The organism is Neisseria sp. P0020.S005 (assembly GCF_051957055.1).
Lineage (GTDB): Bacteria > Pseudomonadota > Gammaproteobacteria > Burkholderiales > Neisseriaceae > Neisseria > Neisseria subflava_A.
Genome location: NZ_JBQCWV010000007.1, coordinates 61,532 through 77,849 on the forward strand (window position 1 = coordinate 61,532; position 16,318 = coordinate 77,849).

Consider the following 16,318-nt stretch of genomic DNA (forward strand, 5'->3'; position numbering starts at 1 on the left):
GATTTGGAATTAGAATCTGTCCATATTGTTGCACTGCGAAATGAGAAACGTTGCTACAATAAGACTTCGAAGGATGTATGAAGATACATCGTGTCGCAATGCTCTGTTTTTCAGAATTCTGTTCTGAAAAACATCATCAGCCCCTTGAAACTCTTCGATTTCAAGGGGCAAATCTTTTGAATAGATTAAAAAGGCCGTCTGAAATTTCAGACGGCCTTTGGTTTTACCAGATATCGGATTTGATTTTGCGTTTCAAGCCCGGGTGTTCAGAGAGTTTGAACTCTGGGTCTTTACCCATTTTCAGCTTGGCTGTGTAGTCTTTCAACAGCAGGAAGGCAAGTGGGGACAGGAGCAGGATAGCAACGAGGTTAATCCATGCCATGATGCCCATGGCCATGTCTGCCATATCCCATACCAAGGGTACGTTGGCAACTGCGCCGAAGTAGACCCATGCCAAAACCAGCATACGGAAAACGGCGGTAACCAGCCAATGGCTCTTGATGAATTGGACGTTGGACTCGGCATAGGCATAGTTGCCGATAACGGTTGAAAAGGCAAACATAAACAGGATGACGGCAAGGAAGCCCGCGCCCCATTGACCTACTTGGCTGACAATCGCCGCCTGCGTCAACGCCGCACCGCTCAGGTCACCGTAAGGCTGTTGATAGGTCAAGACGATAAAGGCGGTGCATGAGCAGACGATGATGGTATCGACGAAAACGCCCAGCATTTGAATCATGCCTTGGGAGACGGGGTGTTTCACTTCGGCTGCGGCTGCGGCGTTCGGCGCGGAACCCATACCCGCCTCATTGGAATACAGGCCGCGTTTGATACCCTGCATCATGGTAGTCGAAATCAGACCGCCGAGGAAACCGCCTGCAGCCGAATCGAAGTTGAACGCGTTGGAGAAAATCTGACCGAACACGTCAGGAATCAGGGAAATATTGGTAGCAATGATGAAGAGTGCTATGACGAGATATAAAACCGCCATCAGCGGAACGATGATTTCCGCGGCTTTGGATACGCGGCGGATACCGCCGAAGATAATCGGGGCAGTCAGAATGACTAGGGCGACACCGACATAGTGTTGATCCCAGCCCCATGCCGCTTTGGTGGTATCGGCGATGGTATTGGTCTGTACGGCTTCAAATACAAAGCCGAAACAGAAAATCAGGCTCAGGGCGAACAAAACGCCCAGCCATTTTTGTCCCAGGCCTTGAGTTATGTAGTAGGCAGGACCGCCGCGGAAGTGGTGGTTGTCGTAGTCCCGGACTTTAAAGAGTTGGGCCAGTGAAGATTCGACAAACGCCGAACTCATGCCGATTAAGGCGGTTACCCACATCCAGAATACCGCGCCCGGCCCGCCGAGTTTGATGGCAATCGCCACGCCGGCGATGTTGCCCACGCCTACGCGGCTGGCCAAGCCGGTAACGAATGCTTGGAATGGTGTGATTCCGTGCGGATCATCACCTTGTTTGCGGCCACTCAGCATTTCTTTGATACTGCGGCCGAAGAGGCGGAATTGTACAAAACCGGTGGTAACGGTGAAAAAGAGGCCTGCGCCTAAAAGCATATATACCAACCCCGACCACATTTGGTCGTTGATGGCGTTTATCCAGCCGTGAAGCTGTTCGAAAAATTGATCCATACAAACCTTTCAGAGTTTCTGCATTTTCAGACGGCCTGTGTGTGGAGGCTGTCTGTAACTGGATGTATTCTAGCAGACTGTCAACAAACTGAAAAACGTTTACATATTCTTTTTTATATTATCTTTTTGATTATCATGTAATTTTATTATTATGGTGTAAAGAATTTATCGATTTAAACTCTTCCGTTTTACATATTTGAACAAAAAGGCCGTCTGAAAACAGAGTCTTGTTTTCAGACGGCCTTGATTTTATTTCAATGCGTTATTCGGGACGCATTTGTGGGAACAGAATCACGTCGCGGATGGTTTGCGAATCGGTCAGCAACATTACCAAGCGGTCGATGCCGATGCCGCAACCGCCGGTCGGTGGCAGGCCGAATTCCATGGCGCGGATGTAGTCGGCATCATAGTGCATGGCTTCATCGTCGCCGGCGTCTTTTTGCGCCACTTGCGCTTTGAAGCGTTCGGCTTGGTCTTCCGGATCGTTCAACTCGGAATAGCCGTTTGCCAGTTCGCGGCCGACAACGAAAAGCTCGAAGCGCTCGGTCAAACCCGGTTTGCTGTCGGATGCGCGTGCCAATGGCGACACTTCGACAGGGTAGTCGATGATGAAAGTCGGGTTCCACAGTTTGCCCTCGGCGCAACCTTCAAACAGGGCAAGTTGCAGGCTGCCGATACCCGGAGACGGAGGCAGGCTTTCGCCGTGTTTGACGATTTCTTTTTTCAACCATTCTTCATCGTTCAACTGCTCATCGGTGTAGTGCGGATTGTATTTTTTGATGGCGCCGAGAATGGTCAGGCGTTCAAACGGGCTTTCCAAATCGACTTCTTTGCCGTTGTAGCTAATTTTTGCCGTGCCGTTTACCGCGCGGGAAGCGTTGCGGATGATGTCTTCCGCCATTTGCATCATGCGTTCGTAGTCGGAGAAGGCTTCGTAGAATTCGATCATGGTGAATTCGGGGTTGTGGCGCACGGACATGCCTTCGTTACGGAAGCTGCGGTTGATTTCAAACACGCGTTCCAAGCCGCCGACAACCAGGCGTTTCAGATACAGCTCGGGAGCGATGCGCAGATAGAGCGGAATGTCCAAGGCATTGTGGTGGGTAACGAACGGTTTTGCTGTCGCACCGCCTGGAATCGGGTGCATCATTGGGGTTTCGACTTCCAAATAATGCTCGTTGACCATGAAATTGCGCACGGATTGGATGATTTGGCTGCGTTTGATAAACGTATTGCGCGATTCTTCGTTGGCAATCAAATCGACGTAGCGTTGACGGTATTTGGTTTCCTGGTCGCTCAAGCCTTTATGTTTGTCCGGCAGAGGGCGTAGGGATTTGGATAGCAGGCGGATGTTGGATACGCGCACGGTCAATTCGCCGTGGTTGGTTTTGAACAAAGTACCTTCCGCACCGACGATGTCGCCCAAGTCCCAGTGGTTGAAGTCGTCCAAAACTTCTTGGCTCACGCCTTTGTTGTTCAAATAAAGCTGGATTTGACCGGTAACGTCTTGAATGGTGGCGAAGCTGGCTTTGCCCATTTGACGTTTGAGCATCATGCGGCCGGCCACTTTGACGGGAATGCCTTGCGGGTCGAGTTCTTCTTTGCTGATTTCACCGTATTGGGTGTGCAGGTCGGCGGCAAAGCTGTCTCGTTTGAAATCGTTAGGGTAGGCATTGCGTTCTTTGCGGATGTTGTGCAGTTTCTCGCGGCGCAGGGCGATGATTTGGTTTTCGTCCAACTGCGGCTCGATTTGCGGATTGTTTTGTTCGCTCATGGTGTTTTCCGGAAAAATGAGTCAGGCTGCCGGAGTTTTCAGACGGCCTGAATAAAGTGAAAAATTGGCTCTATTTTACGCGATGTCGGTGTTTTTTTCTATAAAGGCAGAAAGGCCGTCTGAAACCTGAAAAATCGGTTTCAGACGGCCTTTTGTTTTATGAAGGGCAGTTAGATATCGGTTTCTAAATAAACAACTTGGGTTTGCAGATATTCTTCCAAACCGTGTTTACCGTCCGCGCCGCCGATACCTGATTTTTTCCAACCGGCATGGAAGCCCTGCATGGCTTCGAAGTTTTCGCGGTTGATGTAGGTTTCGCCGAAACGCAAGCGGCGGGTTACATAAAACGCTTCATTCAGATTGGTGGTATAGACGGAGCTGGTCAGGCCGAATTCGCTGTCGTTTGCCAAAGCGATGACTTGGTCGAGTGTGTCAAAAGTGGCAACCGGCAGGACTGGGCCGAAGGTTTCTTCTTTCATGATGTCCATGCTGTTGTCGGTATCGGTCAGCAGGGTAGGTTCGAAGAAGTAGCCTTTGCCGTCGGCACGTTTGCCGCCGCAAACCAAGGTTGCGCCTTGTCTAACTGCGCGTTCGACTTTTTCAGCAACGGCTTTGACAGCGCGCTCTTCAATCAGCGGACCCATTTCCAGCGCGCCTGCTTCGGCTTCGGCCGGGTTGCCGTAGCGTACGCCTTTCATGGCGGCGGTCATTTTTTCGATAAACGCGTCTTTCAGGCTGTTGTGGACATACACGCGTTCGGCGCAGTTACAGATTTGGCCGGTATTGCCCACGCGTGAAGCCAAGATGGATTTGACGGCCAGATCCAAGTCGGCATCTTTCAGAACGATGGCAGGGGCTTTGCCACCCAGTTCCAGTGAGACTTTGGTAATGTTGGCGGCGGCGGCTTCCATCACTTGGCGGCCTGCATCGACAGAACCGGTCAGGCTGACCATATCGACTTGCGGATGTGATGCCAAGGCATTGCCGATTTCTGCGCCTGGGCCGTTGACGACATTGAATACGCCGGCCGGTAAGCCTGAAGCATGAACGATTTCAGCAAAAATGTGGCAGTTAATCGGGGTAACGCTGCTTGGTTTGACGACGATGGTATTGCCGGTTACCAAAGCCGGGCCCATTTTGCGGGCGATCAGGAAGAATGGGAAGTTCCACGGCAAAATGCCGGCGATTACGCCCAAAGGACGTTTGAACAATAAAATATTTTCGCGCGGGCGGTCGCTTTGGATGATTTCGCCTTCATAACGGCGCGCCCATTCTGCTTGGTAGTCGAGATAATCGGCAGTGAACATAACTTCTATGCGTGCCAAATCTTTTGTTTTACCGCCTTCGGCAACAATGGTATCCGTCAGTTCGTCGGCACGTTCGCGGATGCCTTGGGCAATTTTGCGCAGGTATGCGCCGCGCTCAACGGCAGGCAAACGCTCCCATGCAGTTTGTGCATCTCTGGCCGCGGCAACGGCACGATCAACATCGGCTTTTCCGCCTTTAGGCTCACGCGCGATGACTTCTTCGGTTGCCGGATTCAATACATCACGCCATGTACCGTTAAAGTCGGTTTCAAAGCGGCCGTTAATATACATAGACAGTTGTTTCATCAAACCTTCTCCTGTTGTTGTAGTTGGATGTAGTTTTAGTCTATGCCTAAATTGTCTGGCATACAAGAGGATTTAGCGTGGGTTGATGGTAGGTATTTGGAAGTTTTTAGAAAAAGATGTTGGGTGAGGAGTTGGGTTTGATTGATTCAAGAGGTTTGTGATGCTTTCAGTTACATCTATAACAGCATTGTGACAAAGCTCGAATATTCTTGATGTTGATAATAAGGGAGGTATCGAGTGAAGAAAGGCTTGATGGAGAATATAAAAAAAACCTGCTTTTTTCAAAGCAGGTTTTCATATTTGGTGGGTCGTGAGCGATTCGAACGCTCGACCAACGGATTAAAAGTCCGCTGCTCTACCGACTGAGCTAACGACCCGATAAGCTGTGCATTATAGGGAACTTGTTTCTTTTCGTCAACTGTTTTTTTGAAATTTTTTTCAAAAAACGTAAATCGGCTGTCATTTGGCGTTAATTCTTCCTTTTTTGAGCATTTATTATGTTATGATTTTTGGGTCTGTCAGTTTTGACAGATATTTTTTAGACCAAAGGATATACAATATGAAAAAATTATTGATTGCTGCAATGATGGTAGCCGGTCTGGCTGCGTGTACACAAGAAGCGAAAAAAGAAACCCAAGAGGCGGCTTCTGCTGTTGCTTCCGATGTAAACGCTGCTGCTGAAAATGCAGCTTCTGCTGTTGATGCTGCTGCTTCTGAAGCCAAAGGTGCGGCTGAGCAAGCTGTTTCTGATGTTAAAGACGCTGCTGCAGATGCTAAAGCAACTGCGGATAAAGCAGTTTCTGACGCTAAAGATGCTGCCGGTAAAGCGGTTGAAGAAGCTAAAGAAGCTGTTTCTGATGCTAAGGATGCTGCCAAAGATGCAGCTAAAGACGCTATGGGTAAAGCAGCCGATGCGACTCAAGAAGCTGCCGACAAATTGAAAGACGCTGCTAAATAAGCTGGTGTTTGATATTTGAAAAGGCCGTCTGAAATGTTCAGACGGCCTTTTTATATCGGCAGATTATTTTTTCTCTTGCTGACGCGTATATACCAAAGAAGTCAGGATGGACGCACCCAGTGCGCCGAAGACGACAGACAGGGAAATGGAAATCGGGATATGTACCCAGTGCATAATCAGCATCTTGATACCGATAAAGCTCAACACGAAAGCCAAGCCGTATTTGAGGAAAATAAAGCGTTCGGCAAAGTCTGCCAGTAGGAAGTACATGGCACGCAGGCCCAAGATGGCAAAAATGTTGGAAGTAAGGACGATGAAAGGGTCGGTGGTTACGGCAAAAATAGCGGGGATGCTGTCCACGGCGAAGATGACGTCGCTCAATTCGATCATAATCAATACCAGCAAAAGCGGCGTAGCGATACGTTTGCCGTTTTCGATGGTAAAGAATTTTTCACCGTCAAACTGTTGGCTGGTCGGGATGACTTTTTTGATCAGGGTCAGGATCTTGTTTTGGGAAAGGTCTTCTTCAGCTTCGGCTTCCGGTTTCATCATGTGAATGCCGGTGTATAAGAGGAAGGCGCCGAAGAGGTACAAAATCCATTCAAATTGTTGTACCAAGGCTGCGCCGATGAAAATCATGATGGCGCGCAGGACGATTGCGCCGAATACGCCATAGAGCAGGACGCGGTGTTGGAATTTGGGTTCTACTTTGAAGTAGCCGAAAATCATCAGGAAAACGAAGATGTTATCGACGGCAAGGGATTTTTCGAGTACATAGCCGGTGAAGAATTCGAGAACTTTTTCTTTGGCGACAACGGCCCCGTAAGTCGGGTTGCCCGCCAGTTCAAAATAGAGCCAGCCTGCAAATGCGCAGGATACGGCCACCCAAATGCCGCTCCAGGCGAGGGCTTCTTTTATGCTGACTTTGTGGGCGCCGTTTTTTTTCAGCGATACCATATCGATGGCGATCATGATTAAGACGGCAATAAAGAAGATGCCGTAAAACATCGGCGAGCCGACGGACGGGTATTGGGTCATAAACAATCCTTGTGTGTGGGGTATGGGTAAGGTTTACCAAGACAGGTAGAACATCGCCTTGGCAAAAAAGACGATAAACAGCATATGGCTGAATACGACGGCGTGTATGTATTTCGACCAGCCGACGGTGAGGGTGTGCCGTGCCATTTTGACGACGGCGATGGCAAAATGTACCAAAACGCTTATTGCCAACAGGATTTTGATGCTCAGCATGATGCCGAAGGAGCTGTCGAATGGGTGGTGCAGTATCGGCAGGTAGCGGTTGTACACCATCACGATGCCGCTGATGAACAGGGTAATGACAACAGGCGGCATTACACGGACGGCACGATAGGACATGGCACGTTCGACTTCGCGGCGCGATTCGCGCGAAACGTGGCCGGTGTGCAAAACGGAGAGAACCAGCATTTCGAAAAATACGCCGCCGACAAAGGCAATCGCGCAATAAACGTGGATGATGTGTGCCAGTGCGTAGATACTCATGACGGGTGTTTCCGGTAATTCAGACAAGTCGTCATTGTATCACTACCGAATGCGGTTGATGTATGCGCAATTTTATGCCAAATATATTAAATTTTATAAATATTCTATTGGAATTTCCGTTTGTTTTTGAAGTTAACCGTTCATCAAGGGCGTTATCTTAGTTTAATCTGTCTTTACTTATCAGAAAATATATTAATGAAAGGTTGTGCCATACTGTTCCATATAAAGCTTAACCCCTGATGGAGAATCAAACCATGAAGAAAACTTTTGCAAAAACTGTGACCTTGATCATGCTGGCCGCTTCTTTGGGTGCATGTGCCAATATGACTCAAACCCAACGCAACACTGCTGCTGGTGCGGTATTGGGTGGTGTGGCAGGTAACTTGATTGGTGGCGATACTGGCTCTACCTTGGGTGGTGCGGCTTTGGGTGGTGTTATCGGCAGTCAGGTTCATACTCGCTACTAATCCTTTATTCGGTTAAAAATAAAAAGGCCGTCTGAACATTCAGACGGCCTTTTGTTTTACGGTTTATTCGTTGACGAAGGTTACACCGGTCAGTTGCGATTGCAAAATGGCAGTACGCAAAGCAGTCAGTGCTTTCGGTCGGACAAAGTTGCGACGATAGGCCAAAACGACACGGCGGTGCGGTGCAGTGCCTTCAAACGGGATAATGCTGAAAAGCATATGGTCGTTTTCGGTCAATGCGGTAGCAGGCATGACGCTGATGGCCAAACCGCTGGCAACCATGTGGCGGATGGTGTTGATGGAGCTGCCTTGCAGGGTATTGGTCAAACCTTGGATTTTCTGTTTGGAAGCCAATTCGGAACAGCTCGCCAACACTTGGTCGCGCATACAGTTGCCTTCGGACAGCAGCAACACTTGTTCTTCGCCCAAAAGCTGAGGCGTAACGGCATCGAGTTCTTCAAAGTGATGTCCTTTGGGAACAATGACGAAGAAAGGTTCGTCATACAGAGGCTCGGTTACGATGCCCGGCTCTTGGAACGGTTCGGCAACGACGATTGCATCGACATCGCCACGTTTGAGCGACTCGGTCAGGATGTGGGTATAGTTCTCTTCCAGCATCAGCGGCATTTTCGGCGCGGTTTCACGCAGCGCGGTAATGAGCTTGGGCAGAAGGTAGGGGGCAACGGTAAAAATCAGGCCGAGTTTGAACGCGCCTTCCAATTCGTTTTGCTCTTCATTGGCAAGGTGTTTGATGAGTTCTGCTTCTTCCAGAACCCGGCGGGCTTGGGCGACAATGCGCTCGCCCGCTTCGGTCGTGATGATGTCGTTGCTGCTACGGTCGAACAGGGATACCGACAGCTCTTCCTCCAGCTTTTTGATGGCGATGGAGAGGGTGGGCTGGCTGACAAAGCAGCGTCGTGCGGCACGTCCGAAGTGACGTTCTTGTGCGACGGCTACGATGTAACGCAATTCGGTCAAGGTCATGTGTTAAGCCTTTTTTTGTTCCGGCAGGGTGATGTTCAGCTCAAGAACGTCCAAGCCGTCTTGTTTCTCTTGGGAGATGCGGATGTCGTCCAATGATACGTTGACGTATTTGGACAGGACTTCCAACAACTCTTTACGCAGGGTTGGCAGATAGTCCGGAGCTTGGCCTTCTTGTGCGCGTTCTTGCGCGATGATGATTTGCAGGCGGTCGCGCGCGACTGTGGCGGTTTTCGGCTTTCTGCCGAACAGCATATCGAGCAGTGACATGTATTAACCTCCGAACAGTCGTTTTAAGAAGCTTTTCTTCTCAGCTTCGAGGAAACGCATTTCGCGGTTTTCACCCAAGAGGCGGGCGATAACGTCTTTATAGGCTTCTGCTGCTGCGGCATTGTCTTGGTGGATGACAGGTTCGCCGGCGTTGGAAGCTTGCAGAACGTTTTGTGATTCAGGAATCACACCGATCAATGGAATACGCAAGATGTCGCAGATGTCCTGTACAGACAGCATTTCACCTTTGGCTACGCGCTCAGGGGAGTAGCGGGTAATCAGCAGGTGTTCTTTAACTGTGCCGCCTTGTTCGGCTTTGCGGGATTTGCTTTGCAAAATGCCCAAGATACGGTCGGAGTCGCGGACGCTGGATACTTCCGGATTGGTGGTAATGATGGCTTCGTCGGCAAAGTAGAGCGCCATCAGTGCGCCTTGTTCGATACCGGCAGGGGAGTCGCAGATGATGAATTCGAAGCCCATTTTTTTGCTGGCCAGCTCTTTCATCACGTTGTCCACGCCTTCGCGGGTCAGCGCGTCTTTATCGCGGGTTTGCGATGCAGGCAGGATGTAGAGGTTTTCGCAGTTTTTGTCTTTAATCAGGGCTTGGTTGAGAGTCGCTTCGCCGTGGATAACGTTGATGAGGTCATATACGACGCGGCGTTCGCAACCCATAATCAGGTCGAGGTTGCGCAAACCGACGTCGAAGTCGATCACGGCAGTTTTGTGGCCGCGCAGGGCCAGGCCGGTTGCGATGCTGGCGCTGGTAGTGGTCTTGCCTACGCCGCCTTTACCTGAGGTTACTACGATGATTTTGGACACGATATTTCCTTTTTAAGTACTAATGTTTATTCGGCGTCGATTGCGCTGATAACCAGTCGGTTGTCTTGCAATGATACTTGTACGGGTTTTTTGTGCAGATGCTCGGGCAGGTCTTGCTCGAAGTTGCGGTAGATACCGGCAACGGAGACTAATTCGGCCTGCATGGAATGAATAAAGATGCGCGCGTTGGTATTGCCTTTTGCACCGGCCAACGCTCTGCCGCGCATGGGGGCGTAAATATGGATGTTGCCGTCGGCGATAAGTTCCGCACCTTGGCTGACGATGCCGGTAACGATGAGGTCGCCGTTTTCGGCGTAAACCTGCTGGCCGGTACGCACGGGCGTGCTGACCAATACGGTCGGATTGTTGATAACGGTGGCTTGTACGTCTTGCGGCTGCGGTGCTTGGCGCGGGGCAGGCGTTGCCTGTGTGTCGGCTGCCTGGGTGGAGTTTCCTTGTTTGAAGACCAAGTGGTAACGCGCCGCCGCTGCCGCCCAGGTATCGCTGGTGTGGTGTAGCCCTAAAATTTGCATGCCGTAACGGGCAAACAGGGAAATCATGCCGCCCAAATCGATGGATTCGGGATGGTCGAAATCTTGTACGTCTAAAATGAAGGGAACGAATTCGTCTTGGGATTGGCCTGCCAGTTGGCGTAGGAATTCTTCCAATTCGGTTAAATCTGCGGTGTGCAGATGGATGGATAAGACGTCCAAACGTGACGTTTTTATGTCGAATGCGGGTTTCATTGTAATGAAATAATAAAATTTTTTAATGACGTAAGTTTACCGTGTAAATCTTGGCTATTCAATCTGTTTGGCCGTCTGAAACCAAAATATTTTGTTTGAACGTTTTTCAGCTGTATCTAGTGTGGTTTTTTGGTGTGAACGCAGGTTTCAGACGGCCTTGGGAAAGGGGTAGCCGTGTGTGTCGATGTCATCGGCGGCGGCCCACGGCGTATGGATAAGGGTGGACGGCAGGTGCGCCAATTCGGGGAGGTAACTGCGGATGTAGCTGCCGTCGGGATCGATTTGATGTGAACGATGGGCATAGCGGACGGTGGCCGTGTCTTGTGCGGCGAGGTGCCAGTTGGCTTGGTTGAGCGCGGGGTCGGTGCCGGTTTGGACGGAGGCTGTCCACGCGATGCCTTGGTTGGGGTCGAAGTTGAGGGCATGGCAGAAATAGTGGGCGCACAGCTGCTGGAGAACGGGGTGTAAGTGGCCGGTGGCTTCGAGGCCGCGGATGGAAGCGTCGATGATGGGCACGCCGGTTTGGCCGTGTCGCCAGTATTCGCGTACTGGGGCGGCATTGGTTGTTTCGGGTAGGCGGCGGTGGTAGGCGAGCTGGTAGCAGTAGTCGCGGAAAATAAGTTTGTCCAGCCACTCGAAATGTCGGTTTGCCAAGCCTTCGGCGGCCAGCAGGCGCGGTGAAATGCAGCCTGCGGACAGGTAGGCATTGAGGAGGCTGGTGTTTTTTCGTGCCGGAAAGTTTTGGGTAATCGGGTAGTGAACCAAATTCTGTTTGAACGCGTGCCATTGCGTTAAGGCTGCGGTTTCGCCGCCCTGTTGATAGGCAGGCAATATTGCGCCGGTATGGGCTGGAAACAGTGGAACGTTTTGTCCGGTTTGAACAGGCAATTCGGTGTCAGACGGCCTTTGTCCTGAATAAGCCTGCAACCATGCTTGTTTATAGGCGGCAAAATCGGTGTAGGGCAGGCCGTTGGCATCCATGAGGGGGGATTTGGCCAAAATGCCGCGGTCGGTGGCGTGTTGCAGGGCAATGCCTGCGCGGTCGAAATTGTGCCAGAGGTGGTTGTCTTGGCGGATTTCGGCTTCGGTATAGGTTTCGTCTGTGATGACGGTATGGGCATTAAGCGCAGTAGCCAAGGGGAGGAGGTCTTCGTCGGAAGCGACGACATATAAAGGAATATGGTGCGCCGCCAGACGGGTATGCAGCTCTTGTGCGGCTTGATAATGGAACAGGCTTTGACGCGGATTGTGGTTTTCAGACGGCCTTTGGCTGACCCAGACACAGGCGATGGGCAAACCGCTTGCAACGGCGGCATTAAGCGCGGCATTGTCGTGCAGGCGGAGGTTGCGGCGGAACCAGACAAGGACGTGAGCAGATTTCATGAGCATGTTCCGACGGAAAAAGGGGAAACCATTTTATCAGAATCGGCCTCATGTATCAGGCCGTCTGAAAAATCTTTTGGTTTGATTTCGCTATATAATTTTGGTTTTAGCAATGAGGCGGCAACCATGATCGAGCAAACCGTTTTGGCACTCATTACCTGCCAAACCTATCCTGAACCATCGGACAACCTGAAAACATTGGCGGCATGCTTGGAAAGCATGGGCGTGAAAACCGTATTTGATGTGTGGCAAAACCATCCGTCCGCGCCGTTTTTACTGCCTTTGTGCGCATGGGATTATGCCGCCGAACCCGAAGCCTTCCGCCAATGGCTGGAACATGCCGGGCAGGCGGGGCAGCGTTTTATCAATCCGCCCGAATTGATGGCTTGGAATATGGAAAAGACTTATTTGTGCGATTTGGCGGCGCGCGGAGCGCAAGTGATTCCCAGTGTGTTCGTTCCGCCGCAAAAAGCCGAATTGGCCGACATCCTGAACCAACAGGGCTGGACGGAAGCGGTCATCAAGCCGGCATTTGGGCAGAGCGGCAAAGGCGTGGTTAAAGTTTGTGCGGAGGCATTGGACGTGAACATGGCGGATTATCCGCAAGGTATGATTGTTCAACCTTATATCCGCGAAATCGAAACAGCAGGCGAAACATCGCTGGTGTTTTTCAACGGCGCATTCAGCCATGCCGTGCGCCGTCAGCCGCCGCAAGGCGAATGGCGCGCCAACTCGGCCTATGGTGTGTCGGTGTTCGGTATTGAGCCACCCGAGTTTGCCATCAGTGCCGCACAAGACGTACTGGCCGCTTTGCCGCAAATGCCGGTTTACGCCCGAGTGGACGGTACATTGGTCGGCGATACCTTCCTGCTCAATGAATTGGAACTCATCGAGCCAGCCCTGTATTTGCACACCAGCGAAGGCGCGACAGAACGCTTTGCCCGACTGTTGGCGCAGTTACTTGGGCAACATTCATCAACCTGAATCAATATAGTTAACAAGCATCAGGCCGTCTGAAAACCATCTTTCAGACGGCCTGAGGCTTTTTTAAAACAAGATTTGCGTGTTTGTATTTTTCAATAATGTGCCATTTGTCGATTGTGTCATTTTAATTTTTGCAGTCTTAATTGATGGTTGATTAACTTTCATTTGGCATTTTATCTCGGCCGCAGCCTTTATTTTTAGTGGATTGTAAACAATCTGACCGGTCTAAATAGATATCTTTTTAGGGTAAAACCTCAAAAATCTTTTTAAAAAGAAAGATATTGTCTTATTGAATATTCTGTGCTGAAATTACATGACACTACAAAAAGTAGTGCATAAAAAATAAAACAGACAAAGGAGAAAGCCATGCAATTGTTTTTAGACAATCTCAAAGCCTTTTTCGAAACCATCAGCGGCTGGGTCTGGGGACCTATTATGTTGATGCTGCTGGTCGGTACGGGCATTTTGCTGACCGTTTTGCTGAAAGGCTTGCAGTTCACTATGTTGGGTTATGCGCTGAAACAGGCGTTTGTGCCGTCAAAGAAGCATGAAAACGGTGAAGACCACGAAGGCGATATTTCCCATTTCGCGGCGTTGATGACTGCGCTTTCCGCCACCATCGGTACGGGTAACATCGCCGGTGTGGCGACTGCGGTGGTAACCGGCGGCCCGGGCGCGGTATTTTGGATGTGGATGACCGCCATTTTCGGTATGGCCACCAAATACGGCGAGGGTGTGTTGGCGGTGAAATACCGCGTCACCAATTCCAAAGGCGAAATGTCCGGCGGCCCGATGTATTACATCGAAAAAGGCTTGGGCAAAAACTGGAAATGGATGGCCGTCGCATTTGCGCTGTTCGGCACATTCGCTTCCTTCGGTATCGGCAGCTCGGTGCAGTCCAACTCGGTTGCGCAGGCAGTGCAAACCAGCTTTGGCGTCGAACCTGCCTATACCGGCGTGATATTGACTGTATTAACGGCCATCGTGCTTTTGGGCGGCATTAAGGGCATTGCCAAAGCCGCGTCCTTTATCGTACCTGCCATGGCAGTGTTTTATGTGGTGGGCGGTATTGCCATTATCGTGATTAATTCCGATGTATTGATGCCCGCCGTCAAACTGATTTTCTCCGATGCGTTTAGCGCGCAAGCCGTTGCAGGCGGCGCCATCGGTACGGTCATCCGCTACGGCGTGGCGCGCGGCGTGTTCTCCAATGAGGCGGGTATGGGTTCTGCGCCGATTGCCGCCGCCGCCGCGAAAACCGACCACCCCGTCCGTCAGGCTTTGGTTTCCATGACCGGTACGTTTTTAGACACCATCGTCGTTTGCTCGATTACCGGTATCGTGTTGGTCATGGGTCTGCTCGGTGCAGGCGGCGAGTTTGTGAAACCTGAATTGAGCGGCGCGGCGCTGACAACCGTTACTTTCCAAAAAATGCTGCCCGGCATCGGCGGTTGGATTGTCACCATCGGTCTGATTTTCTTCGCTTACTCAACCATTCTAGGCTGGTGCTACTACGGCGAGAAATGTGCGGTTTATGTATTCGGCGAGAAATTTGCCGGTCTGTACCGCATCGGTTATGTTTCTTCCGTCATGCTGGGTACAGTCTTGAGCCTTGATTTGGTATGGCTGGCTTCAGATACCTTCAACGGTCTGATGGCGCTGCCCAACCTGATCGCACTCCTTTTAATGGCTAAAGTAATCGTCAATGAAACGCGTGACTTCAAACAGAAAGTCAGAAACGGAGAGTTGCCACATTGATGCCTGAGGTCGTCTGAAAATGTGTTTCAGACGACCTGATATCTGTATTTTTGAAAAAAGTCAGAGGAGGAGAAAAATGAAAGTGCTTGTTTTAGGTGCTGGTGTGGCCGGCGTATCTTCCGCGTGGTATCTGGCAGAGGCAGGACATGAAGTAACGGTCATCGACCGCGCCGAGGGCGTGGCGATGGAAACCAGTTTTGCCAATGCAGGCCAGCTTTCCTACGGCTATACCACGCCTTGGGCTGCACCCGGTATCCCGACCAAAGCGCTGAAATGGCTGTTTAAAAGCCATCCGCCTTTGCTGTTTCGCCCTGATGGCAGCCTGTATCAAATCGAATGGCTGTGGCAAATGCTGCAAAACTGCACGGCAGCGCGCTATCAAATCAATAAAGAGCGCATGGTCAGGATTTCCGAATACAGCCGTGAAATGTTCCGCCGTTTTGAAGCGCAAACCGGCATGAATTTTGAAGGGCGAAAGAAAGGGACGTTGCAGATTTTCCGTCAGGCTAAAGAAGTCGAAGCGGCAGAACAAGACATTGCCGTTTTGGAACGTTACGGCGTGCCGTACCGCCGTCTGAAACCCGAAGAATGCGCGGAATTTGAGCCTGCGCTGGCACGCGTTACCACCAAAATTGCCGGCGGCCTGCACCTGCCTGCAGACGCGACCGGCGACTGCCACCTCTTCACTGAAAACCTATACAAATTGTGTCAGGAAAAGGGCGTACAGTTCCACTTCAACCAAACCATCAGCCGCATCGACCACAACGGGCTGCGCATCAAAGCCGTTGAAACCGAAACAGGGTGGTTTGAAGCAGATGCCGTTGTCTGCGCGCTCGGCTGCTTCAGCAGGACGGTTTTGGCTCAGTTGGACCTCAATCTGCCGATTTATCCTGTCAAAGGCTATTCCTTGACCCTGCCGGTCACCAATTCAGACGGCGCACCGGTTTCCACCGTTCTCGATGAAAGCTACAAAGTCGCCATCACACGATTCGACAACAGAATCCGCGTCGGCGGCATGGCGGAATTGTCGGGCTACGAAATCAAACTGCCCGAAAAACGCCGCGAAACCTTGGCTTTGGTCGTCAACGACTTGTTCCCCGAAGGCGGCGATTTGAGCCAAGCATTGTTCTGGAGCGGCCTCAGACCGATGACGCCCGACAGCACGCCGTTAATCGGGCGCACCCGCTTTGATAATCTCTTCCTGAATACCGGCCACGGCACTTTGGGCTGGACCATGTCGCTGGGTTCGGCAAAATTAACCGCCGATATCGTGAGCGGTAAAGACACCGAAATCCGCAGCGACGATTTGAGCCTGTCACGCTATCAGGCTTAAGCTGGAAAGCGATAAGGTTTAGCGACATTTCAAACTTAAGGGCCGTCTGAAAACCATTTTTCA

The 16,318-nt window shown here is 50.9% G+C and carries 15 protein-coding genes and 1 tRNA gene; 5 read left to right on the forward strand and 11 right to left on the reverse strand.

The genetic code is table 11. From position 1 onward, the window contains the following. Positions 1 to 223 precede the first annotated feature (223 nt). The 4 genes from ACTHTU_RS07130 to ACTHTU_RS07145 all read right to left on the reverse strand — a co-directional run bounded on the left by ACTHTU_RS07130 (position 224) and on the right by ACTHTU_RS07145 (position 5,412). Complete coding sequence (locus ACTHTU_RS07130) at positions 224 to 1,648, reverse strand: alanine/glycine:cation symporter family protein (RefSeq protein WP_440362157.1); 1,425 nt, start codon at positions 1,646 to 1,648, stop codon at positions 224 to 226. 262 nt (positions 1,649 to 1,910) lie between these two features. After that, a complete protein-coding gene (gene lysS, locus ACTHTU_RS07135; protein ID WP_049323415.1) occupies positions 1,911 to 3,422 on the reverse strand; it encodes a lysine--tRNA ligase in 1,512 nt (503 codons plus the stop codon). A gap of 170 nt (positions 3,423 to 3,592) precedes the next feature. Beyond that, the gene (aldA, locus tag ACTHTU_RS07140; RefSeq protein WP_440362158.1) at positions 3,593 to 5,035 is read right to left on the reverse strand and encodes an aldehyde dehydrogenase; all 1,443 of its coding nucleotides are present in this window, start codon (positions 5,033 to 5,035) and stop codon (positions 3,593 to 3,595) included. Positions 5,036 to 5,336: 301 nt separating this feature from the next. Further along, a tRNA-Lys gene (locus tag ACTHTU_RS07145) sits at positions 5,337 to 5,412 on the reverse strand. Positions 5,413 to 5,594: 182 nt separating this feature from the next. Between ACTHTU_RS07145 and ACTHTU_RS07150 the strand changes: the two genes are divergently transcribed. Next, complete coding sequence (locus ACTHTU_RS07150) at positions 5,595 to 5,993, forward strand: Ag473 family lipoprotein (protein ID WP_070645672.1); 399 nt, start codon at positions 5,595 to 5,597, stop codon at positions 5,991 to 5,993. Positions 5,994 to 6,056: 63 nt separating this feature from the next. Here ACTHTU_RS07150 and ACTHTU_RS07155 read toward each other — a convergent pair whose 3' ends face one another. Further along, positions 6,057 to 7,031, reverse strand: coding sequence for a TerC family protein (locus ACTHTU_RS07155; RefSeq protein WP_440362159.1), 975 nt, complete (start codon positions 7,029 to 7,031; stop codon positions 6,057 to 6,059). A 33-nt stretch (positions 7,032 to 7,064) separates the two neighbouring features. After that, positions 7,065 to 7,514: a CopD family copper resistance protein gene (locus ACTHTU_RS07160; protein WP_440362160.1), complete on the reverse strand. Its 450-nt coding sequence runs from the start codon at positions 7,512 to 7,514 to the stop codon at positions 7,065 to 7,067. 254 nt (positions 7,515 to 7,768) lie between these two features. Here ACTHTU_RS07160 and ACTHTU_RS07165 point away from each other — a divergent pair, with 254 nt between their 5' ends. Beyond that, a complete protein-coding gene (locus ACTHTU_RS07165) occupies positions 7,769 to 7,981 on the forward strand; it encodes a glycine zipper 2TM domain-containing protein (protein WP_003684747.1) in 213 nt (70 codons plus the stop codon). 63 nt (positions 7,982 to 8,044) lie between these two features. On the opposite strand, the gene ACTHTU_RS07170 is transcribed toward ACTHTU_RS07165, so the two are convergent. The 5 genes from ACTHTU_RS07170 to ACTHTU_RS07190 form a co-directional block, all read right to left on the reverse strand. Then, complete coding sequence (locus ACTHTU_RS07170) at positions 8,045 to 8,965, reverse strand: hydrogen peroxide-inducible genes activator (RefSeq protein WP_049330768.1); 921 nt, start codon at positions 8,963 to 8,965, stop codon at positions 8,045 to 8,047. A gap of 3 nt (positions 8,966 to 8,968) precedes the next feature. Continuing rightward, positions 8,969 to 9,232: a cell division topological specificity factor MinE gene (minE, locus tag ACTHTU_RS07175; protein ID WP_003680625.1), complete on the reverse strand. Its 264-nt coding sequence runs from the start codon at positions 9,230 to 9,232 to the stop codon at positions 8,969 to 8,971. A 3-nt stretch (positions 9,233 to 9,235) separates the two neighbouring features. Next, positions 9,236 to 10,051 carry a septum site-determining protein MinD gene (minD, locus tag ACTHTU_RS07180; RefSeq protein ID WP_070645666.1) on the reverse strand — a complete coding sequence of 272 codons (816 nt, stop codon included), beginning with the start codon at positions 10,049 to 10,051 and terminating at the stop codon, positions 9,236 to 9,238. A gap of 26 nt (positions 10,052 to 10,077) precedes the next feature. After that, a complete protein-coding gene (gene minC / locus ACTHTU_RS07185; RefSeq protein ID WP_070583793.1) occupies positions 10,078 to 10,797 on the reverse strand; it encodes a septum site-determining protein MinC in 720 nt (239 codons plus the stop codon). Between the two features lie 147 nt (positions 10,798 to 10,944). Then, positions 10,945 to 12,180: an FAD-binding domain-containing protein gene (locus ACTHTU_RS07190; RefSeq protein ID WP_440362161.1), complete on the reverse strand. Its 1,236-nt coding sequence runs from the start codon at positions 12,178 to 12,180 to the stop codon at positions 10,945 to 10,947. Positions 12,181 to 12,306: 126 nt separating this feature from the next. On the opposite strand from ACTHTU_RS07190, the gene ACTHTU_RS07195 reads away from it, so the two are divergent. The 3 genes from ACTHTU_RS07195 (at position 12,307) to ACTHTU_RS07205 (ending at position 16,255) form a co-directional block, all read left to right on the forward strand. After that, positions 12,307 to 13,164: an ATP-grasp domain-containing protein gene (locus ACTHTU_RS07195; protein ID WP_070645662.1), complete on the forward strand. Its 858-nt coding sequence runs from the start codon at positions 12,307 to 12,309 to the stop codon at positions 13,162 to 13,164. Positions 13,165 to 13,530: 366 nt separating this feature from the next. After that, positions 13,531 to 14,922, forward strand: a complete 1,392-nt coding sequence (locus ACTHTU_RS07200; protein ID WP_070645660.1) for an alanine/glycine:cation symporter family protein — start codon at positions 13,531 to 13,533, stop codon at positions 14,920 to 14,922. Positions 14,923 to 14,998: 76 nt separating this feature from the next. Continuing rightward, on the forward strand, positions 14,999 to 16,255 hold the full coding sequence (locus ACTHTU_RS07205) for a D-amino acid dehydrogenase (protein ID WP_440362162.1): 1,257 nt from the start codon (positions 14,999 to 15,001) through the stop codon (positions 16,253 to 16,255). Positions 16,256 to 16,318: the final 63 nt, after the last annotated feature.